Origin of the sequence: Streptomyces guryensis (genome assembly GCF_021261325.1) — a bacterium.
GTDB classification, from domain to species: domain Bacteria; phylum Actinomycetota; class Actinomycetes; order Streptomycetales; family Streptomycetaceae; genus Streptomyces; species Streptomyces guryensis.
The window spans coordinates 1-21,878 of record NZ_JAJSBI010000053.1 but is presented as its reverse complement, the minus strand read 5'-3'; the positions used below and the strand labels follow the sequence as shown (position 1 = coordinate 21,878).

Genomic DNA, 21,878 nt, shown 5'->3' with positions numbered 1-21,878 from the left:
CCCTGCCCGATGTGGCGGCCGGAGCGGCAGCCCCGGCCCCCGCACCTCCCGCCAGCTCAGACCTTGGTGAAGGTCCACTGCACGTTGGTGCTGCTGTTCCCGGACCACTGCTTGGTCACGGAGCCCGAGGGCACGTTGCCGCCGCCGTCGAGGACGAGGCCGGTGGCGCGGTTGCGGATCCAGTACCTGTTGCCGCCCTGGTACCTGAGCTCCCACTGCTGGCTGTCGCCACCGGTCCAGGTCGCTTCCAGGGCGGGGGAGCCGTTCGCGGTGGCGCCGCCGCCGTCGGCGACCATGCCGTTGGCACGGTTGACCAGCTTGTAGTAGCCGTTGCCGAGTTCGACGGCCTGCCACTGGAGGTTGGTGCTGCCGTTCCAGGTCCACTGCTTGAGGTTGGAGCCGCTGGGGACGTTCCCGCCGCTGTCCAGCACCAGCCCGTCGGTGACGTTGGTGATCCTGAACCACGCCGAGGGGTTGAGCTGCACCTTCATCGACACGACGGCGTCGTTGTTGCCGGTGACGCGCAGGTCGGCGTTGTCGGCGGTGAAGGTCCAGGCGGTGCCGGTGAAGTTGTCACCGGAGTAGCCGATGATCTGGTAGCCGGGGGCCGGCTTCAGCGAGGACAGGGTGCGGCCGGCCAGCCCGGCGAGCGACAGCTGGTCGGCGGTGTAGGAACCGACCTGGAGCACGGAGGAGCTGCCGGCGTAGTTGACGTCCGGGTAGACCACAGCCCCGGACAAGGGCTGAAGGGTCGGGATCTGGCCGGAGAAGGTCAGCTTCACGACGTAGGCGAGGGCGGAGAACGGCGCCGACGACGACGGCAGGGTCACATGCAGCCCGGCCGAGTCCTGCGTCGGCGTGGGCAGGTTCGTGTACGTGCCGGCGGTGGAGTTCAGCAGCTGCGCCGAGGTCAGGGAACTGACGTTGATCCGGGCCGAGTTGAGCGTCGATATCGTCAGCGTGCTGCCCGGCCAGCCGAGGACCGTGGCGTACAGGACGGTGTTGTTCTTGTTCCGGGTGAAGCGGATGTCCTGCGCGGTGCCGACCTGCGGGGCGGTGAAGGCGCCGCCGCCCATGTGCGTGGGACCTTCGCCGTACGTGGTCCAGGCCCTGGTCGAGTAGACCGACTCGCCGAAGCGCTTCAGGTAGTCGCCGATGCCGAGGAGGATGTCCTTCTGGGCCTGGGGGATCGTGCCGTCCGCCATCGGGGCGATGTTGAGCAGCATGTTGCCGTTCTTGCTGACCCGGTCGATCAGTGAGTGCAGCATCTGCTGGGTGCTGTAGTAGCCGATGCCCTGCGTGTAGCACCAGCTGGAGCTGGAGATGCTGTCGTCGGTGAGCCAGTAGGGGGCGGTGATGTCCCCGGGGCCGCCGCGCTCGTAGTCGAAGACCTCGCCGTGGCCGTTGAAGCCGTCCTTGTAGGTGGCGACGACTTCGCGGCCCCAGGTGTTCGCCTGGTTGTAGTAGTACGACAGGAAGTTCAGCTGCTGCGTCTGGTTGATCTTGTTCAGGTCGAAGTCCTGCCAGAGGATGTCCGGCTGGGCGAGGTCGATGACCTCCTTGAGCTTGTCGTACCACAGCTGGTTCTCGGCCGTGGCGCCCAACTGCCCGTACAGCTTCTGGAGGCTCGGGTCGGACTGCGCGGGCACGTGGTCGTAGAAGCCGTTGAAGTTGAACGCGTGGTGCATGGCCACCAGGAGCTTCAGACCCTTGGCGCGGATGGCGTCGGTGAACAGCTGGAGCAGGTTGAGCTGGGGGCCCTTGGCGGCCGAGTTCCACTCGTTGACCGAGCTGTTCCACATGGAGAACCCGTCGTGGTGCTCGGCGACCGGGCCGGCGAACCGGGCGCCGGCGTCGACGAAGAGCTGCGCCCACTCATTCGGGTCGAAGTTCCCGCCCGCGGACTTCAACTTCGGGGCGAACTTGTTGAAGTTGCCGTTCAGGTCGTTCGCGCCGTTGATGAAGTTGTGGTACGGCCACGCCGACGGATCGCCGTACGTGGCGATGTGGTGCTGGTTGCACGGGTCGCCGCTGATGTACATGCGGCGCCCATACCACTCGTTCCCATAGGCCGGAACGCTGAAGACGCCCCAGTGGTAGTAGATGCCGAACTTGGCGTCCTTGAACCACTCGGGAGCCGCGGTGTGCTGGTTGACCGAGGCCCACGTGGGGGTGTACGTGGTCGCGGCCCGGGCGGTGCCGGCGGCGAGGACGTTGCCTGCGACCGCCGCCGCCGCGACACCCGTGGCGCTTGCCAGGAACTGGCGTCTGTTGAACATGGTGGTACCTCCGTCAGAACTGTGGTGGGAGAGCAGGGCCGGTGACCAGCCGGGCATGCTTCCGGTGGTGGTGAGTGCGACGTACGCGACGCACCCCGGACCGGACGCCGTCGGCGGGCGGCTGACGCGCGGCCACGGCTTGGGGTCGCGGATGGCCGCGGCGAGCGCCGCGGGGATGGAGCGCGTCACCCGCTGCGAAGGGCGACAGAGTCTGCGGACTCCAGGGGGCTCGTGGTGGAGCAGCTTCCCGGCGGCATGACCTCACTCCGTTCCCGTACGGCAGCACCGCCGCGTGCCCCTATCGGCTCCCGGTCCTCGCGGAGATCCCAGAGCTGCGTGTGCCTGATGTCACGCATGAAGGTGCGGCATTCGCCATGCCTGTGTCAACGGGCGTGCAGGGATGAAAAGCGCCTTACGGCTGAGCTTTTGTTCCCTGATGTCCAGCAACTTCCGGTTGCTCCCCACATAAACATGGCATGTCTGTGCGTCAGGCGCCGACGGTGCCGACCGGCTACCCCGCCCGGTCGGCACCGGCACTCCGACGGGCCAGACGTGGTAGCACCCAGCCGTGGTGCCGCAGGATCATGCGCATCGCGGCGGGGGAACGCCTCAGCCGCAGGGCCGCTCTGCGCAGGGTGACGGCCACCGGCCGGGAAAGCTGCCGGCCCCGCCGGCACAAGGCGCGCGATACGCCGAGGACTTTGGGGCGGCGGTGTCGTGGAGGATCACCAGGGACTCGGAGAACGAGGGCATGCCGAGCCATCGCCCTGGTCGGTGGCTCACCGGATCCGACCCGAACCCTGCCCGCAGAGGCGCTGACCGTCCTCGCGGAACTCCCGGATCAGGCCGAGCCCCGGCCCCTTCGCTGCCCGGGTTTTGCAGGGCGACTCCCCTGCACTCGACGACGGCACCCTCATATCCGTGACGCGGGCCGGTCGGCGAGCACCGGCTGGGCCCGCACCGTGGCATGACGATCCAACCCCGCTCGCCGAGCTTCGCCGGCGGTTGCGCGCGTGGCACGACCCGATCCACGCGTTCGTGGGCCGTACGGGCAGGTCAGCAAGTGAAGGGGGCGGGCACCCCTTGCGGACCAGCCCCGATTCGGCGAAATCCCTGGTTACGGCCGCTCATCCATGGCTCAGGACGACTGCCTGGCCGCCCGCGGAGGCCATCTCGACGCTCAGCGTGGTCGACGAGGTCACGGTCTGTGTGCTCACTGCGACGGGGGTCTGGTACGGGCTACTGCCCGGCGTTCCGTCGGCGTAGATGGTCGCGGTGTAGGTGCCGCTGCCGAGGAAGGACAGCGGGATCGAGAGGGTTCGTGCGGTCTCGTTGGTCATCGCCCCCAGGTACCAGGTGGTGCCGCTGCGCCGGGCGACGGCGATGTACTCGCCGATCGAACCGGCGAGGGTCCGGCTCTGGTCCCAGACGGTGGGGATGGCGTCGAACCAGGGCAGCCCGGGCCACTTGGAGGGGGTGGAGTACTGCGAGGGGGCGCTGTACCAGTACAGGAAGTCCAGCGGCTGGTAGTACACGGCGGCCATCGCCATCTGGTGGGCGTTGGTCGTCCGGTCGCGGGACTGGCCGTAGCAGATGGTGTAGTCCATCGGCCCGCCGATGTTGCGCGCGAAGGGCAGGGTGACGTTGTGGGTGGCGGTCGGGAAGTGCTCGTTGCCCCGCACGCCCTCCATGCTGATCCAGTTGGGGTAGGTCCGCTCGTAGCCGAACGGCCGCACGTCGTCGTGCATGTCGATCAGCAGTTTGTGCGTCGCCGCCGTCCTGGCCCAGGCGATGATCTGGTTCGTCATCGCCTGGGTGCCGTCGTTGATGAAGCCCAGCTTGATGCCCGCCACGCCCCAGCTCCGGTACAGGGCGAACAGGCTGTCCGAGTTGCTTATGGCCATGGGGTTGACATAGAGGAAGACGCCGATTCCCTTGCCGGCGGCGTAGGAGATGACCTTGGGCATGTCGATGGCGGAGATCGGCTGCGTGGCGTCCGTCGAAGTGTGCTCCGGGCCGTACCACCCCGAGTCGTACTCGATGTACTGCAGGCCGCGGGCGACGGCGAAGTCGACGCCCGCCAGCCCGTCCGCGGTGGTCAGATTGCACCGGAAGACCTTGCCCGGCTTGATCCACGACGTGTCGGCGAGGGCTGCGGGCGGGGCAAGGTTGAGCACCAGCTCCGCGTTGTCGACCAGTTCGGCGTGGGTGGAGCCGATCACCACGGCGCGCCAGGACGTGGCGAACGGTGTGGTGACGGTAGAGGTCGTCTGGACCGGTCCGGAGCCGCGGGCCGTGTGCCGCATCAGGTACGCCGCGAGGGTGTTGGGCTGCCCGGAGACCGAACTGAGCATCGTCCGGGGGTAGTTGGCGCGGGCGGACTCGCAGACGCAGGCGATGAGCCCGTCACTGTAGGTCGCGGTGAGGGGGAGATCGGTCAGGGGACCGGTGTCCGTGGACGAGGTTCCGGTGGACGGGATGGAGCCGGGCGCGACCGGGTTGTAGTCGTCCTCGTCCCGCGCGCTGTAGACCAGTGTGCCGTCCGGGAAGACGAACGTCGTCAGTTCGTCGGCGATGGTGGCGGTGCCCGGGTCCAGCAGGACGTAACGGAACGCGACGCCGGTCGCGTAGGCCCGGATCTGGACACCGAAGTTGATGGAGGTGCGGTTGTCCCTGAGGTTCCAGCGCATCTCCTGGTAGGCGTCGGAGACGGTCGCGTTGCGCCCGTACAACGGGTTCCAGGTGGTGTCGACGTGCCAGTGCTGATAATTCGTCAGGACGGCGTCGGTGCCGAGGGTGGTTCCGTCGCTCAGCCGCAGCCCCATGGCCGAACTGGCCACGACTGTCGCACCGTTGCGCCGGGCCGACCACTGGAGCGAGCCGCCCGTCAGCGACATGGTGATGCTGGTGGTGCCGTCGAGCGACGTCGCGGTTACGGAGGCGTCTGCGGCCTCGGCCGGATATGTGCTGCCGATGCCCAGCGCGGCCGTTGCGGCGGTGACGGCCGCGCCCTTGAGCACTCTGCGGCGGGAGGGTTCCTGACGCCCTGGCATGTTCACAGTCGGTCCACCTCGCTTGGATTTGGTTTCCAACAAACTCAACCAGCAAGTAACATATTCTGACCGTCGCGACGTTTCTATGCCTCCCCCGACCCAAAGGTCAACCCCCTCGCACGAACCCCTCACTTGTCCGAAATCCTGGACAGTCCGGGCGACTTGTGGCCACGACAAGCCCCACTCAGCACCCCCAGAGCCGGTCACGATTAAACAAACTCGAACGCGATCCTTGACGCCACGAAAGTGCCACGACTCTCATTGGTCACCACGACAACAAGAGATCGTCGAGCCCCGGCAGAGAGAGACGCACATGTTCGAGGGAGTTCCCCGGCCGCCCGCCGGACGATGGCGGCGAGGAGCCGCAGCGTTCCTGACCCTCCTGGGAGGCCTTGCGGCACTGCTGCTTCCGGTGACCGAGGCGCACGCGGCCACGGTCTCGTTCACCACGGGTGCCGCACGCACCGACCAGAACGGCAACACCCTGCAGTTGCACGGCCTCGGCATCATCAAGGTGGGAAACACCTGGTACGGCTACGGCGAGGACAAGACCGGCGAGACCTCGTCGGACACGTCCTTCCAGGACATCACCTGCTACTCCTCCACCAATCTCGCCGACTGGACCTACCAGGGCCAGGCCCTGAGCCGGCAGAGCAGCGGCGACCTCGGCCCCAGCCGCGTCGTGGAGCGGCCCAAGGTCATCTACAACAAGTCGACCAGCACATACGTGATGTACATGCACATCGACAGCAGGAACTACTCCGAAGCCAAGGTCGGCGTGGCCACCAGCAGCACCCCCTGCGGCCCCTACACCTACCGGGGAAGCTTCCGGCCGCTGGGCAACCTCAGCCGCGACCTCGGCCTGTTCCAGGACACCGACGGCACCGCCTATCTGCTGAGCGAGGACCGCAACAACGGCCTGCGCATCGACAGACTGTCCGCCGACTACCTGTCCGTGGACAGCGCGGTGACGGTGCTCGGCAGCGCCGGCAGCAGCGGCAGCGTCGAGGCACCCGCCATGATCAAGAAGGACGGCACCTACTACGTCTTCGGCTCCCACCTGACGGGCTGGAGCCTCAACGACAACATCTACGCCACCGCCACGTCACTGGGCGGCCCCTGGTCGTCCTTCCGGAACCTGGCCGCACCCGGCACCCGCACCTACGGCAGCCAGACGGCGAACGTCATCACCGTCCAGGGCTCCTCCGGAACCACCTACATCTACGCCGGCGACCGCTGGAACACCTCCGACCTCGGCGCGTCGAAACTGATCTGGCTGCCCCTGACCATCAGGGGCACCACGGTGAACCTCGGCCAGTACCCCACCTGGTCACTCGACACCTCAGCGGGCACCTGGAGGGCCGACAGCGGAATCCCCGCGGAGGGCGTCCACACCCTGAAAAACCTCAACAGCTCCCTGCTGATGGACGTGTCGAGCGGCTCCACGGCAAACGGCGCCAAGGTCATCCAGTGGCCGTCCACCGGCGGTACCAACCAGCAGTGGACCCTCACCCGGGTGGCGGACAACATCTACACGCTCAAGAGCGTCAAGAGCGGCCTGTGCCTGGACGTACCGAACCAATCGGCCGACGCCGGGGTCCAGTTGGAGCAGTGGACGTGTAACGGCGGGACCAACCAGCAGTGGTTCCTCGACCTGGTCGGCAGCTACACCGCCGGCACCTACATGCTCGCCTCAGTGGGCAGCGACCTGGAAATCGGTGTCGCGAACGCCTCGACCACCAGCCGGGCGGCCGTGGAACAAGAAACGGGCACAGGCGCGACGAGCCAGCAGTGGAGTCTTTCCTGACGGTGCACCGGGACCACTGACACGGATCAACGACCATGTCGGCCATGTGTTCTGACCCGCCACGCTTCCACGCGGCCGAGGAGTTCTTCACCCGTCACACGGCGGCCGGATCGTCACCGTCGATCAGCACCTGCGCTACTCCGCCGCTCACCGTCCGCCTCAGTTGCGCGGCGCGCACGACATCCTGCCGCAGAGCGCACAGGCCGCCTTGGACGCACATGATGATCAGCGGCTCTCCGGATGAAGGAGGGGGCACTTGCGGGCTGTCCGGCCTCTGAGCGAGGCGTTGGGCGCGCCGAGGCGGGCGTGTCACTCGATCAGGTCGGGGTTCTGCCCAGGGGCCGGGTCGGCCGGCCGGCGCGCCGCGGCAGCGCACCCGGTGCTGCCCGCCCCGTGGCTCCCTCACTCACGGCGCTCATCGCCCGCCGTCACGGCGACGGCGGCGAAGACGTGGCGGCCAAGCCCCTCAGCGCGGCGACCGGTTTGCGCAGCCCGTAGGCGACCGCCGTCGCCGTTCCGTCGGCATGATTCCAGCTCAGCAGCGCGCGTCCGTCTGCCACGCTGCCCTGCACCATGGCGGGTTCGCCGATGAGCGGCAGACGGCCGACGATCTTGACGGCGAGACCGGCGACCTCGGTCCAGAAGTAGTCGTCCTGCGACGGTCCGGAAGGAGGAAGTCCGAGGGCGGAGGCCGCCGCAGTTCTGCCCTGGGCGACGGCGTTGGACCAGAAGGGCGTGCGCCGGTCGGGCCGGGTGCCGTCGCTTCGGAGGTAGGTGACGTCACCGGCGGCAAACACACCGGGGACGGCGGTGGCACAGGCATGGTCGACACCGACGCCGAGGCGGTCGGCGAGGCCCGTCCCTGCCAGCCAGTCGGTGCAGGGCACCTCTCCCGCGCAGGTCACCACGAGGTCCGCGGTGAGTTCGGTGCCGTCGGGCAGCAGCACGCCGTTGACGGGGTCGCCGGTCAGCGTGGCGAAGCCGGCGGCCTGCACGAAGCGGATATCAGACGCCGAGGCGCGGGCGGTGATCGCCGCGGAAAGGTAGCCGCCGAGGACGCGTTCCAGCGGGCGGTCGGCGTCCACGACGGTGACCGGGATACCGCGGGCGGCGCAGGCGCTGGCGACCTCCATGCCGAGGAAACCGGCGCCGACCACGATCGCCGAGCCGCCGTGCGCCAGTCGGTCGCGGAGCAGGCGCGTCGTCCAGGGTGCGCAGGACGAGTTCGCCCCGCTGGCCGGGGGCGGCGAGGCGGCGGGCGTCCGCGCCGGTGGCGACGATCAGCGCGTCGTAGCCGGCCTCCCGGCCGTCGGCAGTCGTCACGATGCGGCGCCGGGTGTCGGCCGCGACGGCGGCCGAGCGGATGACGTCGACGTCGAGCCCGTCGAGGGCCAGCCCCAGAGTGTCGTCGGCGGCCGGGTCCTTCAGGACCGCTTTGGACAGGGGCGGGCGGGAGTAGGCGCCGTGCTCCTCGGCGCCGATGACCGTGACCGGCCCGGTGTGGCCGAGGGTGCGCAGGTGGCGGGCGGCTGTGGTGCCGGCGAGTGACTCGCCGACGACCAGCACCGAGCGCGGTGCGCTCACGACAGGGCTCGCAGGGCGGCGACGGGGCAGGCGTTGACAGCGGCGCCGGCTGCGGCCTGATGCTCGTCGGGGACCTCAAGGCCCTCGAAGTGGTAGGTGAGTTCGGCGTCGTCGTCCAGGCTGAAGGCATCAGGAGCCTGGTCGGCACAGAGACCGTGGCCTTCACAGCGTGCGTAGTCGACGGAGATCTTCATCGTGCGGTCCTCAAAAAAGGGGGGAGCGGCGGGTTCAAGCCGGGATCAGTTCGAGCGGCAGGCGCTCAAGGCGGTGGATGACGTTGTTCAGCGCCCACTCGGGCGGGCCGGCCACCTCGATGCGGTCGACGCGTTCGACCAGGGCGCTCAGTAGCGCGGAGGTCTCCAGCCGGGCCAGGCCCTGGCCCGCACAGCCGTGGGTGCCCTGCCCGAAGCCGAGTTGGCGGGCGGCGTCGCGGCGGATGTCGAAGGTGTCCGGGGCGTCCCACTCCAGCGGGTCGCGGTTGGCGGAGCCGTAGAGGACCAGCACCCGGGAGCCCTTGGGCAGGGGGACGCCGGCGAGTTCCGTGTCGTGGGCGGCGGCCCGGGAGAAGGCCCGGATCGGGGATTCGTAGCGGACGACCTCGTTGACCGCTTTCGGGACGAGGTCGGGGTCCGCCTTGAGCATGCACCACTGCTCGGGGTGGGCGGCGAACAGGTGCAGGGCGCTGGAGATGGCGCTGATCGTCGTGTCCAGGGACGGTGCCAGGTAGTCGATCATCATCGTGGCGCACTCGGCCGGCATGATCCGGCCGTCGTCGGCGGCACGCAGCAGGTCGTGGCCCATGCTGCCGTCCAGGACGGACCGGTCGCGCACGACGGCGCGCGCGTAGCGCAGCATGCCGAGGGACGCGGGGAGTGTGCGCACCGCCTGGCGGTTGAGCGGGCCCATGGCGTCGAAGGTGGCGCCGGCCCAGCGCAGCAGGTGCTCACGGCCCTGCCGGGGCCAGCCGACCAGGTCGGGGACGACGGACAGCGGCAGGGCCATGGCGACCTCCACCGCGTCGACCGTCCGCCGGGCGACGGCGGCCTCGGCCACGGCGGCGGCCTGTTTGTCGACGGTGTCCTTCATCGTGCGCAGCGCCCTGGGAGTGAGGCGGTGCGCGAGGAGGGAGCGGCGGCGGGCGTGGTCGTCGCCGTCACTGAACAGGGTGGTGCCCTGGCCCACACGGTTGGCGACGGGGTTCAAGGCGACGCCGTCCGAGGAGACGAAGGTCTCGTCGTCCAACAGCACCTGCTTGCACTCGGCGTAGCGCGGCAGCGCGTAGACCTTGTGCTTGCTCAGCCAGACCACGGGGCCGAGCTCACGCAGCGCGGCGTAGTGCGGATAGGTATCGCGGATGGCCGAGGCCGAGTACAGGTCGGGGTGGTAGACGGGAATCGCCGTACGCATGGGCATGAAGAGACCACCTGACGGAGCCGTGAGAGAGCGGAGGCGGGTGCGCGGAAGGGCAGGCCTGTAGGCGGCCGGCCACCATAGTGATGGAATCATCAGGCTTGACAGAATGCACCGTCAAGGGTTGCGGCAGGAGAAAAACGATGAGTTCATCAGAACTGCGGTTCTCCGCAGTTCATCAGAACTGCGGCGGCGACCTGATGCTCCCCGAGGGCGCGGGTGCGGGCCGGCAGCAGGGCGACGTCGTCGTGGGGCCGGCCTGTTGGCAGCAGGGCTTGGAGCACGGTGTCGCAGGCGGCCTCCAGGGAGGCGGAGGGCTGGGCAAGGGTGTGACGCAGGAGGGTGAGACCTCCCTCGATGTCGCGGTCGCGGGCTTCGACCAGGCCGTCGGTGTACAGGGCGAGCAGGCTGCCTTCGGGCAGGTCCACCTCCGCCGCCTCGAACGGCAGGCCGCCCAGGCCCAGCGGCGGGCCGGGCGGCAGATCGAGGAGGTCGACGGCTGCCTCGCCGGTCGCCAGGAGGGGCAGCACATGCCCGGCGCGGGCCAATGAGCAGCGGCCGGCCACGGGGTCGTAGACGGCGTACAGGCACGTGGCGCCGATGTCACCGGCCGCTTCCGTGTTTGGGTCGGCGGAGGCTTCGGCGGACAGCCGGATGACGACGTCGTCCAGGTGCGTCAGCAGTTCCTCGGGAGGCAGGTCGACAGTTCGGGAACCTCGTGCCGCAGGCACCGCACCACGTCGGCGATCACGTCGTCCGCCCCCTCCCCGAACTCGCCTGCGACACGGGACACAAGGCTGGCGGCCGTGTACTCCACACTGTCGACGCTACGCCGGGCAGGAGACCTGTGAGGCCTTCAGGCGTCGAGGGCCCCGCACCCGACGCGCGAACCGATGCGCGCACACCGGGGGCCGTCAGCCGGCACCGATCGCCATCCCGGCGTACGCCACCGCCGTCAGGGCCAGTGCGGCGGCGGGCAGGGCCCGTACCGGAGGGTCGCCGTGGCGCAGGTGGACCACCGTGGCACCCGCCATGAGCAGCGCCAACCCGATCGCGGCGGTGACACCCAGCGGGGCCGAAGCCAGGCCGAGCAGCAGCCCGGCGGCACCGGCGAGCTCCAGCGTGCCGATGACGCGGTAGAGGCCGGGTGACATGCCGAGGTGCGCGGCTGCCTGGCGCATGAACGGCACGGCGGCGATCTTCGCCAGTCCTAGGGGGAGGAAGACCAGGGACAACGCGACGGCCAGGATCGTGTGTGCGATGGTCATGCTGATCGGTCCCTGCGTTCGGCGCCCAGGCGGGCGAAGTGGGCGATGAGGTCGGGGGCGTCCACAGTCGCGGGGTTGACGACCTGTTCGACGGGGGCGCCCTGGAGGAGGCGTTTGACGGGGACTTCGAGCTTCTTGCCGGTGCGGGTGTGCGGGATGCCCGGCACTTCGAGGATCTCGTCGGGTACGTGGCGGGGTGAGGCGCCCGCACGGATGACCTCACGGATGCGGTCGCGGAGCGCATCGTCCAGTGCGACTCCGGCGGCGAGGACCACGAACAGCGGCATCCAGTAGCCGCCGTCGGGCTCCTCCGCGCCGATGACGAGGGCCTCGGTGATCTCGGGGAGGCGTTCGACGACGTCGTGGATGTCGGCGCTGCCCAGGCGTACGCCGTTGCGGTTCAGCGTGGAGTCGGAGCGGCCGTGGACGATCACCGAGCCGTGCCCTGTGACCGTGATCCAGTCGCCGTGCCGCCACACCCCGGGATGGGAGGAGAAGTAGGCGTCGCGGTAGCGGCTGCCGTCGGGGTCGTTCCAGAAGTACAGCGGCATGGACGGCATCGGGCGGGTGATGACCAGTTCGCCGACCTGGTCGGTGACCGGGAGGCCCTCGGGGTCGTACGCTGCCAATGCCACGCCCAGATGGGGTGCGGACAACTCCCCTGCCCAGACAGGGGTGTTGGGCGCGCTGCCGGCGAAGCCGGACACGACGTCCGTGCCGCCGCTGATGGACGCCAGCAGGACGCGGTCGCCGACGTGGTCGCGGACCCAGGGGTAGGCGGAGGCCGGCAGGGCGGAGCCGGTGCAGCCGACCACGCGGATCGACGACAGGTCGTGGACGGACGGGTCGATGCCGAACTTGGCCATGCCCAGCAGGTACTGGGGACTGGTACCGAAGACGGTCACCTGGTGGCGGGCGGCCAGCTTCCACAGGGTGTCGGGCCGGGCGAGGGGCGCCGGGCTGCCGTCGTACGTGCAGGTCGTGGCGCCGGTCAGGAGGGTCGAGGCGACCAGGTTCCACATCATCCAGTGGGTGGTGGTGTACCACAGGAGACGGTCGCAGGGGCCGAGGTCGGAGTGCAGGCCGAGGGTCTTGAGGTGCTCCAGGAGGACGCCGCCGTGGCCGTGGACGATGCCCTTGGGCAGGCCGGTCGTGCCGGAGGAGAACACGACCCATAGGGGATGGTCGAACGGCAGGGGCGTGCACATGAGTTGCTCGGTGCGGGTGGAGGCGTCCTCCCATGGCACCACCAGCGAGGGGTACGCCTGCTGCGGCCACGGCAGGCCCAGGTGGTCCACCAGCACGGTGGCCTTCAACTCCGGTAGCGCGCAGGCGAGTTCGAGGGTGGCGTCGCGGCGGTCGTGGGTGGTGCCGTTGAAGAGGTAGCCGTCGGCGGCGATCAGGACGGTCGGTTCGAGCTGGGCGAAGCGGTCGGCTGCGGCCTGGGGGGCGTAGTCCTGGCCGCACACCGACCACACGGCGCCCAGGCTCGCGGTGGCCAGGAACCCGACGATGGCGTGCGGAGTGTTGGGCAGGTAGCCCACGACCCGATCGCCCCGGCCGACGCCCAGGTCGCGCAGAGTGGCGGCGACGGAGGCGACCTGCGCGCGCAGGCGGCCTGCGGTCACCTCGTAGCAGGAGCCGGTCTCGTCGAGGGCGACGATCGCCACGGCGTCGTCGGCGAGGTTGCGCAGGGCGTGGTGGGTGTAGTTGAGGGTGGCGCCGGGGAACCAGCGGGCGCCGGGCATCCGCTCCTCCGCGAGGACCTGTTCGTACGGGGTGTCCGCGTCGATGTCGAAGTACTCCCACACCGCGCCCCAGAAGCCCTCCAGGTCGGTGACCGACCAGCGGTGCAGGGCGGCGTACTCGACGCCGGCCATCCCGACATGACGGGCGAAATCCATGATGTTGCTTTCCGCGACGACCTGCGGGTCGGGCGTCGTGAATGGGCGGGGCACAGTCATCGTGTGGCGCTCCTCAGCAGGCCGTTGTCGGCGGTGGGTCGGGGTGGGAGGGGGCGGCGCACGGTGTGCAGGACGGACGCCCAGCCGGCGGTGTCGGTGAAGTCGCGGCCCCCGGCCGGGACGACGTCCATGACCACGCGGTCGGGGCGCAGCAGGACGGCGTCCGCCCGGCCGGCGCGCAGCCAGGCAGCGAGGGTGCCGTCGTCGCCGAGGTCGGTCACCGGGATCGCTCGGATGCCGAGCCCCTGGGCGAGCGCGTTCAGCGAGGGCCAGGGTTCCGCGGTGGTCAGGATGGCGAAGGAGTCGCCGAGCAGCTCGTCGAGACGGGTGCGCCGGCCGTCGGCGCGTACCCATGGTTGCGGGCAGTGGGTGCCCGCAAGGCCCCGGCGGACACCGCGCCGCACCAGCGGCCCGGCGGTCAGGGGCGGGCTGAGGTCGCGGCCGGCCCTCGCGCTCAGGCCCGGTATGCGGCAGGCCGCGGCGAGCAGTCCGCGGCGCAGTGCGGCGGCGCCGTCCTGGCCGCCGGTCATGGCCCACCCCATGGCGACGGCGAGCTTGATCACATGCCGGGCATGCGGCTTGCGTTCACTCTCGTACGTGTCCAACAGTCGCTCATCGCCGCCTTGTTGGAGGACCCGGGCGAGCTTCCAGGTGAGGTTGTAGGCATCGCGCAGACCCGAACACAATCCCTGCCCGATGAACGGCGGGGTGAGGTGCGCGGCGTCACCGAGGAGAAAGACCCGTCCGCTGCGCCACCGGTCGGCGACACGCGCCCGAAAGGTGTACTGCGCCTCGCGGACGACCTCGAACTCCCCGTCGTAGGACGACGGCAGCCAAGGGGCGATCAGCTCGCGCACCGGTACCTCGGCGCCTCCGAGGCGGAACTCCCAGCGATAGCGGTCCTCGCCGATGCGCATGAAGGTCGACGGGCGGTGCGGGTCGCAGACCTGGTCGACGCCCTCCCAGCAGCGGACGTCGGCCGTCGTGCGGACATCGATGACGGTCCAGCGTTCCTCGAAGTGCAGGTCCTCCCAGACGGCGCCGATCGCCTCGCGGGTGAGGCTGTTCGCGCCGTCACAGCCCAGGACGGCCGCGGCCCACAGCTGATGCTCGCCGTCGTCGTCGCGGTAGGTCACGCGGACGGAGCCGGTGGTGTCCGGGCCGACGCCGGTGACCTCCACACCGCCGCGCAGTTCGCACTCCGGGCGCCGGGCGAGAGCGTCGCGCAGCAGCCGTTCCAACGCGGGCTGGTCGTCGAACATGCTGGTCTGCGGGTAGCCGTGGTGGCCGTGCTCGGTGCGGCGAAACTCGGCCATCACCCGGTGCCGGGCGTCCAGCAGCCGCAGCCCGTTCGCCGGGCGGGCGATCGCGGTGAACTCCTCCCCCACGCCGGCGGCCTGGAGGATCCTGCGGACCTCGTCGTCGGTGGCGGCGGCGCGCGGGAGCGGGTAGACGTCCTGGTGGCGTTCCAGGACGAGGGTGCGAACCCCGCGACGGGCCAGAAGGAGGGCGGCGGTCACGCCCACCGGTCCGGCGCCGATGATCACCACGGGCGCGTCTGCCCCGCTGAGTTGGACGGTCATGTGCGGCTCACTTCGGGTGTTATTTCGCGTCCGTGACGGGGTTGCGCTGCTCGCCGAGGTCGATCCGGCCGTCCGGGGTCGCGATCGTCGCCGTGATCACGTCACCGGCATGCAGGTAGTGCGGGTTCTTCGTCTGCGACTTGAAGAACGCCTTCCACTTCACGGCGGGCGGCAGCAGCGCGCCGATCTTCTCGACCGGCTTCGGCGGCGCCTTGAGGGCGGTGCCGCCGGGGTGCCGGTCAGCAGCAGGTCGCCGGGGTCGAGGGTCTGGAAGCGGGCGAGCAGGGTCAGGGCCTGCGCCGGACGGACGATCATGTCGGCGAGGGTGCGGTCCTGGCGCAGTTCGCCGTTGACCGACAACTTCAGCCGCAGGTCGAGGAGATGGGCGAAGTCCTCCGGCTCCAGCAGCGCCAGGTACGGGCCGGTCGGCGTGAAGGTCGGGTACGACTTGCTCTCGTAGAACTGCGTCTTCGTCAGCTGGACATCACGCGCGCTGACGTCGTTGGTGATCACCAGCCCGGCGACGTACGACGGCAGGTCCCGTTCCTCGACCACGGTACCGACGGGCAGCGGCGCCCCAATGACGAGGCCGAGTTCGACCTCGTAGTCCAGGAACTTCACGTGGGAAGGCCGTACGACGGTGTCGCCGGGCCCGCTGACCGAGCCGGACGCCTTGCGGAAGAAGGCGGCCGGGATATCACCGGTGAAGCCCGAATCGCGGGCGTGGCTACGGTAGTTGACCATCTGGGCGACCACCCGGCAGGGCGTGGTGACCGGCGAGAGCGCGACCAGGTCGGCGACGGGCGCGCCCGCCTCGCCCGAAACCGCCGCCTCTCGCACGGCGTCACGGTCGGTGATCAATTCTGCCGTGGTGTCGGCCTTGGTGTCGATGGGGACGGCCCGCTCGCCGCGGACCACCCACCACCCGTCGGCGGTGCGCAGGACGTTCGTACTCATGTCAGTGCCTTCATCAGGGGTCGGTCGGGTCAGGAGTTGGCGGCCTTGAGCAGGCCGATGAGGCGGGCCGGGTCCATCTCGTTGTCACCGCGCAGGGCCTGGATGACATCCCGGACCCTTTGCGGGGACGGGCTCGCGCCGAGGAAGTCACGGGTGGCCGGCGGGCCCCACTGGGCCAGCCCGCTGGTCGAGAAGGGCGCCCAGCCGGGCTCGACGTCGCAGGAGAACAGGTCCCCGTCGGCGAAGTGCTCCAGCATGAAGCGGTCGGGGTCGCGCCAGTAGTCGAAGAGCTGGCTGCCCTGGATATGCCGTCCGATGCCCCAACTGCGCTGGTAGCCGCACTCCTTGAGGTACTCGCCACCGGCGGCGATCGAGTCCAGGTCGGTGACCTGGTAGGCGGAGTGGACATAGCCGGTGCCGGGCCCGAGGTGCATCGCCAGGGTGTGGTGATCGGCCGGCACGCTGCCGAGGTCGCAGCGGACGAACGCCATGGTCGGGCCGCGCTCGCGCTGTCCGTCGAGGAACAGGAAGTCGGACACGATCATCCCGAAGGTGTCCAGGTACCAGTCCAGCGCTCGCGCGAACACCCTGGTCTCCAGGACCAGATGTCCCAGCCGCTGGATACGGGACGGCTCGCGCGGCGGGCGTTGCGGGGCGTTCGTACGGCGGTGAGCGGTGCCGAAGTTGAGCAGCAGTGGCCGCTGCTCGGGCAGAGCCGGCAACTGCTCGCCGCAGTGCACGACCCGCACCGGGAAGCCCGAGGGGTCGAGCAGGTCGACCACCTTGCCGCCGCCGGGCACGGCGGCTTTTTCGAGGTCTCGCACGTCGGACCCGGTGGCGCGTGCCAGCCGGTCCAGGTCGGCCCGATCGGCCGCGCGGAAGGCCGGGCCGATGAACCGGGACGTACGGCTGCGCCGGATCACCATGCACGGCGTGCCGGCGAAGGTGCCGCGCAGCCACAGCTCCCGTTCCGTGCGTGCGGCGACCTGGAAGCCGAAGTCCTGGGCGAAGACCTCGGCCCGCTCCAGGTCCGGCTTCTCGAACTCCAGCCAGGCCAGGTCGGCGACCTTGATCACAGGATTGAGGGAGCGGCCGGGATGTTCGCCGCGCAGGGCTCCCTGTTCGCTGTGCAGATCCTGGTGGGCCGTCTTGACATCGGGCCCGTGGACGCGGCTTTCAGACATGGTGCCCTCCGAGCAACATCGCCATAATGAGGAAATCATCAGGTCTGACAGACTCGTCGTCAAGGTGCCCACGGGAGGAAATGATGGATTCATCAGAGCTGCGATCCTCATCGCCCGCGCGGTTAGACTCGGTGCATGCCTACGTCAGCTCCAGCCAGCAACCGGTTCGAACGGCGCCGCGCCGAGACCCGGCGCGCGCTCATCCATGCCGCCCGGCAGATCCTTGCAGAGACCGGTGACACCAGCGCCAGCATCCAGGCGATCGCCGAGCGCGCCGACGTCGGCTTCGGCTCCTTCTACAACCACTTCCAGTCGAAGACCGAGCTGTTCGACGCGGCCGTGGTGGACGCACTGGAGGAGTTCGGCCAGAGCTTCGACGAGCGCCTGGCAGGGCTCGACGACCCGGCGGAGCTCGTCGCGGCGGGCTTCAGGCTCAGTGCCCGCATGGCCGACACTCACCCGGAACTGATGCAGGTCCTGCGCCGCCGTGGCCTCGGCCACATCCACTCCGACAACGGCCTGGCCCGGCGGGCACTGCGCGACCTCCAGGTCGGCATGGGGTCCGGCCGCTTCACCGACACGGACCCGGCGGTCGCCCTGACCGCATTGGGCGGCACCCTGCTGTCCCTGGCGGAGCTGCGATTCGCCCGCCCCGACGTGGACGGCGACGAGGCGGCGGTGAACCTGGCCGAGATGGTCCTGCGCATGCTGGGCGTATCGCAGGACGACGCCCACGAGGTCGCCAGGCGCCCCCTGCCCGACCCCGCCTGACTGACCCCGCCTGACTGACCCCGCCATGCGAGGACCCGGGGTCTGGGAGAGCCCGGCCGGAAGGTGAACGAGCGACCGGTGAAACCGGCTCGGCCTGCGGTACCCGCACGCCGAGCCGACCAGATCCGACACGTCGCCGTCCGACAGGAACGTGGTCGCCCCGACGTCGGCTTCGTCACCCGTGAGACCGCACGGTGCCGTTCAGCTGTATGTCATAGGCGGGTCGTGGAACGCCCCGCCGTACGACTGCCCGTCCGAGCCGACCCGCCACGACGACGCCGACCAGCAACGTCGCCCATGTCGATGGTCGAGCCGCCGCTCCTCAACGGTCACTGTGCGCAGGGCCCGTCATGACGCGGAGGCAAGCTGCCGGATCTTCCGGACCGGCATCGTGTGGTTCACGGTCGCGGCCGCCCCGGCCGACCAGCGCAGCAGCATCGACCCGCCGTCGACATCGACCAGGTCTGGTTCACCGAGTCCGGCTGGTTCGCCGGCGATCTTCACGTCGACGCCGAACTGGCTGGTCCAGAAGTAGGAGGGAAACCCTGACCCGGCCACCTCCTCCCCCAGCAGCGCGGCCGCCGCCACCCGCGCCTGCTCGACCGCGTTGGTCCAGTGAGGACGGCGGCGCGTCCCGCGAACCACCGCCACGTCCCCTGCCGCCACGATGTGGTCCGCGACGCGGCCACACGAGTCGGTGACCACACCGCAGTCGAGTGTCAGGCCGGAACCGGTGAGCCAGTCGACGGCGGGTACGTCTCCGACCGCCGACACGATCACGTCGGCTGTGAGCAGCTCGCCGTCGGCCTCGACGCCCTCGGGTCTGTGCGATCCGACCAGCCGGACGCCGCCGGGCGCCGTCCTCAGCATCACTCCGTGCTCACGTGCGGCAGTCGTGATCACCTCGGCGAGCACCGGCCCGAGCACCCGGCGCAGGGGCGGATCCCGGTCGATCACCGTGACCTCCAGGCCGAGAGTGCGGCACGTCGATGCGATCTCCATGCCGAGCAGGCCGGCTCCGACCACCAGGACGTTGCGAGCGTGCGTCAGGTCCTCGCGCAGTGCCGCGCAGTCGGCGAGCGTGCGCAGCACCCGTTCTCCCGACATTCCGGGAGGACTCAGCCGCCGGGCCCGGCCTCCAGTCGCGATCACCAGACCGTCGTAAGGCACTGGCTCGCCGCTTTCGAGGATGACGTGGCGTGCCCTGGTGTCCAGCGAGGCGGCTCGCGTCCCGAGCCGCAGTACGACGCTGTCGTCGAGGGGCGGCAGTGCGGTGGAGGCGTCCTTCGCCAGGCCGGACAGCACGGTCTTGGACAGGGGAACCCGGGTGTAGGGCGCCTCGGTCTCCGCGCTCAGGAGCGTGACCGTCCCGTCGAAGCCCCGCACGCGCAACCAGCTCGCGGCGGTCACCGCCGCGATCGAGCCGCCTACGACGACGATCCGTTTCACGGCGTGGCCCGCAGCGCCGCGACGGGGCAGGAACGCACCGCCGCGAGGGCGGTTTCGGCGCCATGGTCACCGCCGGGGACCAGCTGCACGATTCCGTCGTCGTCCACCTGGAACACCTCCGGCGCGATGGCCTCGCAGACAGCGTGCCCCTCACAACGGCCGGGAACGAGTTCGATGCTCACGGTCACACCCTTCCGGTGGTCACGGTGACCGGCAGGCTGTCCAGCCCGCGGATCACGTTGTTCAGGTGCCGGCGCGGCGGGCCGGCGAGCTCGACGCGGTCGACACGGTCGAGCAGTGCGGAGAAGACCGCCTGCGCCTCGATACGAGCCAGACCCTGGCCGGCGCAGCCGTGCACGCCGTATCCGAACCCGACGTGGTCCATCGGCGCTCGGTCGACCTGGAAGCGGTCGGGATCGGTCCACTTGCGGGAGTCCCGGTTCGCCGACCCGAACAGCAGGCCCACATGTGCCTGTTCGGGGATGACCGCATCCTCGTACTCGATCGGGCAGGTGGTCCTGCGGAAGAAGATCTGAACGGGCGATTCGTAGCGCAGGATCTCCTCGAACACCAACGGGACGAGACTCCGGTCCTCTCGCAGCGCCTGCCAGGCCTCGGGCCTCTCCGCGAGCAGCCACAGACCGCTGCCGATCGCGTTGATGGTGGTGTCCATGCTCGCCACGAGGTACGCACGGAGCAGCGGCACGACCTGATGCCCGCCGATCACCCCGCGGTCGGCGGCGCGGTGGACGGCTTCGCCCCAGCCGCCCGGTTCGAGGTTGTCCCGGCTCATCATCGCGGCGAGTTCGTCGAACAGCGCCTCCGCGACCGGCAGGGACTCCCTGGTGCGGGCGTTGAGCGGGCCGAAGGTGTTGAAGAAGGCGTCAGCGAACCGCAGCACCTCCTCCCGCGCCGCCAGGGGCATCCCGATCAGGTCGGCGACGACGCTCACGGGGAACACCCGGGCCAGGTCCCGGACCACGTCGAAGGTTCCGCGCCGCACGAGCGGGGCGACGAGCTCTTCGGCCCGGCGGCCGATGTCCGTGCGCAGCCGGGAGAGGGCGCGCGGCGCGAGGCTCTCGGACAGGACGCCGCGCAACACCTCGTGTTCCGGCGGGTCCGACGCGAGGACCCCGCCCCTGCGCCGCTCGTTCAGAGCCGGTTCGAGGCCGACACTGTCGACCGAGGAGAACCGCCCGTGATCGCCCAACGCCGCGCGTACCTGCTCGTACCGCGGCAGCACCCAGCAGTCGTGACGTGACAGGTGGACCGCCGCCCCGAGACCGCGCAGTGCTTCGTAGGCGGGATACGGGTCGTTGAGCACCTCGTCACCGAAGATGTCCACATCGGAGACGGGTGTGGTGGTCGACATCATCCTTGATTCCTGTCCACGGTGTGATCAGCGCGCCGGCCCCGGGCCTGCCCACGGGGCCGGCTCGTCGCCGGACCCTCAGAAGGGGTAGGAGGCGTGCTGGGTGGCCAGGGTGATCCAGCGGGTGTTGCTGAAGGCCTCGATGCCCCAGCGGCCTCCGAAACGGCCGTAGCCGGAGGACTTGAAACCGCCGAACGGCGCCTGGGGGTCGTCGGCGACGGACTGGTCGTTGATGTGGACGATGCCGGTCCGGAGCCTGCGGGCCACCCGGAGCCCGTGCGTGCCGTTCTCGGTGATGATGCCGGCGGTCAGGCCCTGGTCGGTGTCGTTGGCCATCGCGACGGCCTCGTCATCGGTGGCGAAGGTGTCGACGACGCAGACCGGCCCGAACGCCTCCGCGCCGTACAGGTCGGCATGGGCGGGGACCGCGGTGAGGACGGTCGCCGGGTGAACGGCGTCCTCGGTCTCGCCGCCGGCGAGTACGGTGGCGCCCTTGGCGACCGCGTCCTCGACCAGGGCGGCGATCCGGCGCGCCGCGTAGAGCCCGCATCGCTGGTCGTTGTCCGTGTTGACCAGTGGGCCGATCACCGCGGCCGGGTCGGTGCCGGACGGCAGCGCGGCGACCTTGGCCGCGAACCTGGCGGTGAACTCCTCGGCGAGCGACTCGTGTACGAGGATCCGGTCGGCGGACATGCAGATCTGTCCGGAGTTCATGAACGCCGCGAATGCGGCGGCGTCGACCGCGTAGTCGACGTCGGCGTCGTCCAGGACGATGACCGCGTTCTTGCCGCCGAGTTCCAGGAGCGCGGGCTTGAGATGGCGGGCGGCATGCGTGCCGATGATCCGGCCGACGTTCGTAGAGCCGGTGAAGTTCACCGCGCGTACCGCCGGATCTGCGATGAGGGCTTCCGCGATGTCGGGGGCGTCGGCAGGGTCGTTCGTGATCACGTTGAGCACGCCGTCGGGCAGTCCGGCGTCACGCAGCAGCTCCCCGATGAAGAGCCCGGCGGAGAGAGGAGCCACCTCGCTCGGCTTCAACACGACCGTGTTGCCGGCGGCAAGGGCTGCGGCGACTGAGGGGCCTCGCGTTTTCCGGACAGGCTTTTGACCGTTTGTTTCACGCGGCGATTCGCAACTTCTCGTACTCGGCGTGGACTTCGCACGGAGGGCGGTAACCCACGGCAGAGTGGAGGCGTT

At 69.8% G+C, this 21,878-nt stretch carries 14 protein-coding genes and 4 pseudogenes; 2 read left to right on the top strand and 16 right to left on the bottom strand.

Annotated elements, in window-relative coordinates; translation table 11 throughout:
• Window positions 1–56: 56 nt before the first annotated feature.
• On the bottom strand, window positions 57–2,279 hold the full coding sequence (locus LJ657_RS47160; protein WP_232655898.1) for an alpha-L-fucosidase: 2,223 nt from the start codon (window positions 2,277–2,279) through the stop codon (window positions 57–59).
• 1,127 nt (window positions 2,280–3,406) lie between these two features.
• Window positions 3,407–5,332, bottom strand: coding sequence for a glycoside hydrolase family 97 protein (locus LJ657_RS47155; protein ID WP_232655897.1), 1,926 nt, complete (start codon window positions 5,330–5,332; stop codon window positions 3,407–3,409).
• A 313-nt stretch (window positions 5,333–5,645) separates the two neighbouring features.
• Here LJ657_RS47155 and LJ657_RS47150 point away from each other — a divergent pair, with 313 nt between their 5' ends.
• Window positions 5,646–7,139, top strand: coding sequence for an RICIN domain-containing protein (locus LJ657_RS47150; RefSeq protein WP_232655896.1), 1,494 nt, complete (start codon window positions 5,646–5,648; stop codon window positions 7,137–7,139).
• A 428-nt stretch (window positions 7,140–7,567) separates the two neighbouring features.
• Here LJ657_RS47150 and LJ657_RS48475 read toward each other — a convergent pair whose 3' ends face one another.
• From LJ657_RS48475 to LJ657_RS47105, 10 genes and pseudogenes are all read right to left on the bottom strand, one after another.
• Window positions 7,568–8,272 (bottom strand): FAD-dependent oxidoreductase, encoded by a 705-nt coding sequence (locus LJ657_RS48475; RefSeq protein ID WP_269787754.1) that lies wholly within the window; start codon window positions 8,270–8,272, stop codon window positions 7,568–7,570.
• Between the two features lie 112 nt (window positions 8,273–8,384).
• Window positions 8,385–8,705 (bottom strand): annotated as a pseudogene (locus LJ657_RS48470) (FAD-dependent oxidoreductase); the annotation flags it as partial.
• Window positions 8,706–8,719: 14 nt separating this feature from the next.
• On the bottom strand, window positions 8,720–8,917 hold the full coding sequence (locus LJ657_RS47140) for a ferredoxin (RefSeq protein ID WP_232655895.1): 198 nt from the start codon (window positions 8,915–8,917) through the stop codon (window positions 8,720–8,722).
• 34 nt (window positions 8,918–8,951) lie between these two features.
• Window positions 8,952–10,136, bottom strand: a complete 1,185-nt coding sequence (locus tag LJ657_RS47135) for a cytochrome P450 (RefSeq protein ID WP_232655894.1) — start codon at window positions 10,134–10,136, stop codon at window positions 8,952–8,954.
• 188 nt (window positions 10,137–10,324) lie between these two features.
• Window positions 10,325–10,858: pseudogene (locus LJ657_RS47130) on the bottom strand (PP2C family protein-serine/threonine phosphatase); the annotation flags it as partial.
• Window positions 10,859–11,047: 189 nt separating this feature from the next.
• Window positions 11,048–11,401, bottom strand: coding sequence for a DoxX family protein (locus LJ657_RS47125; protein ID WP_232655893.1), 354 nt, complete (start codon window positions 11,399–11,401; stop codon window positions 11,048–11,050).
• Window positions 11,398–13,365 (bottom strand): acetoacetate--CoA ligase, encoded by a 1,968-nt coding sequence (locus LJ657_RS47120; RefSeq protein WP_232655892.1) that lies wholly within the window; start codon window positions 13,363–13,365, stop codon window positions 11,398–11,400. Before LJ657_RS47120 ends, LJ657_RS47125 begins: the two co-directional genes overlap by 4 nt.
• Entirely contained in the window at window positions 13,362–14,948 is a 1,587-nt protein-coding gene (gene mhpA, locus LJ657_RS47115) for a bifunctional 3-(3-hydroxy-phenyl)propionate/3-hydroxycinnamic acid hydroxylase MhpA (protein WP_232655891.1), read from the bottom strand. The genes LJ657_RS47120 and mhpA overlap by 4 nt, the downstream gene beginning before the upstream one ends.
• Before the next feature lie 19 nt (window positions 14,949–14,967).
• Window positions 14,968–15,905: pseudogene (locus LJ657_RS47110) on the bottom strand (fumarylacetoacetate hydrolase family protein).
• 29 nt (window positions 15,906–15,934) lie between these two features.
• A complete protein-coding gene (locus LJ657_RS47105) occupies window positions 15,935–17,089 on the bottom strand; it encodes a VOC family protein (RefSeq protein ID WP_232655890.1) in 1,155 nt (384 codons plus the stop codon).
• Between the two features lie 135 nt (window positions 17,090–17,224).
• Here LJ657_RS47105 and LJ657_RS47100 point away from each other — a divergent pair, with 135 nt between their 5' ends.
• A complete protein-coding gene (locus LJ657_RS47100) occupies window positions 17,225–17,860 on the top strand; it encodes a TetR/AcrR family transcriptional regulator (protein WP_232655889.1) in 636 nt (211 codons plus the stop codon).
• Window positions 17,861–18,208: 348 nt separating this feature from the next.
• Here LJ657_RS47100 and LJ657_RS47095 read toward each other — a convergent pair whose 3' ends face one another.
• The 4 genes and pseudogenes from LJ657_RS47095 to LJ657_RS47080 all read right to left on the bottom strand — a co-directional run.
• Window positions 18,209–19,309: an NAD(P)/FAD-dependent oxidoreductase gene (locus tag LJ657_RS47095; protein ID WP_232655888.1), complete on the bottom strand. Its 1,101-nt coding sequence runs from the start codon at window positions 19,307–19,309 to the stop codon at window positions 18,209–18,211.
• Complete coding sequence (locus LJ657_RS47090) at window positions 19,306–19,491, bottom strand: ferredoxin (RefSeq protein ID WP_308117155.1); 186 nt, start codon at window positions 19,489–19,491, stop codon at window positions 19,306–19,308. Before LJ657_RS47090 ends, LJ657_RS47095 begins: the two co-directional genes overlap by 4 nt.
• Window positions 19,492–19,493: 2 nt before the next feature.
• Window positions 19,494–20,681 (bottom strand): cytochrome P450, encoded by a 1,188-nt coding sequence (locus tag LJ657_RS47085; RefSeq protein ID WP_232655886.1) that lies wholly within the window; start codon window positions 20,679–20,681, stop codon window positions 19,494–19,496.
• Window positions 20,682–20,759: 78 nt separating this feature from the next.
• Window positions 20,760–21,758: pseudogene (locus LJ657_RS47080) on the bottom strand (aldehyde dehydrogenase family protein); the annotation flags it as partial.
• Window positions 21,759–21,878: the final 120 nt, after the last annotated feature.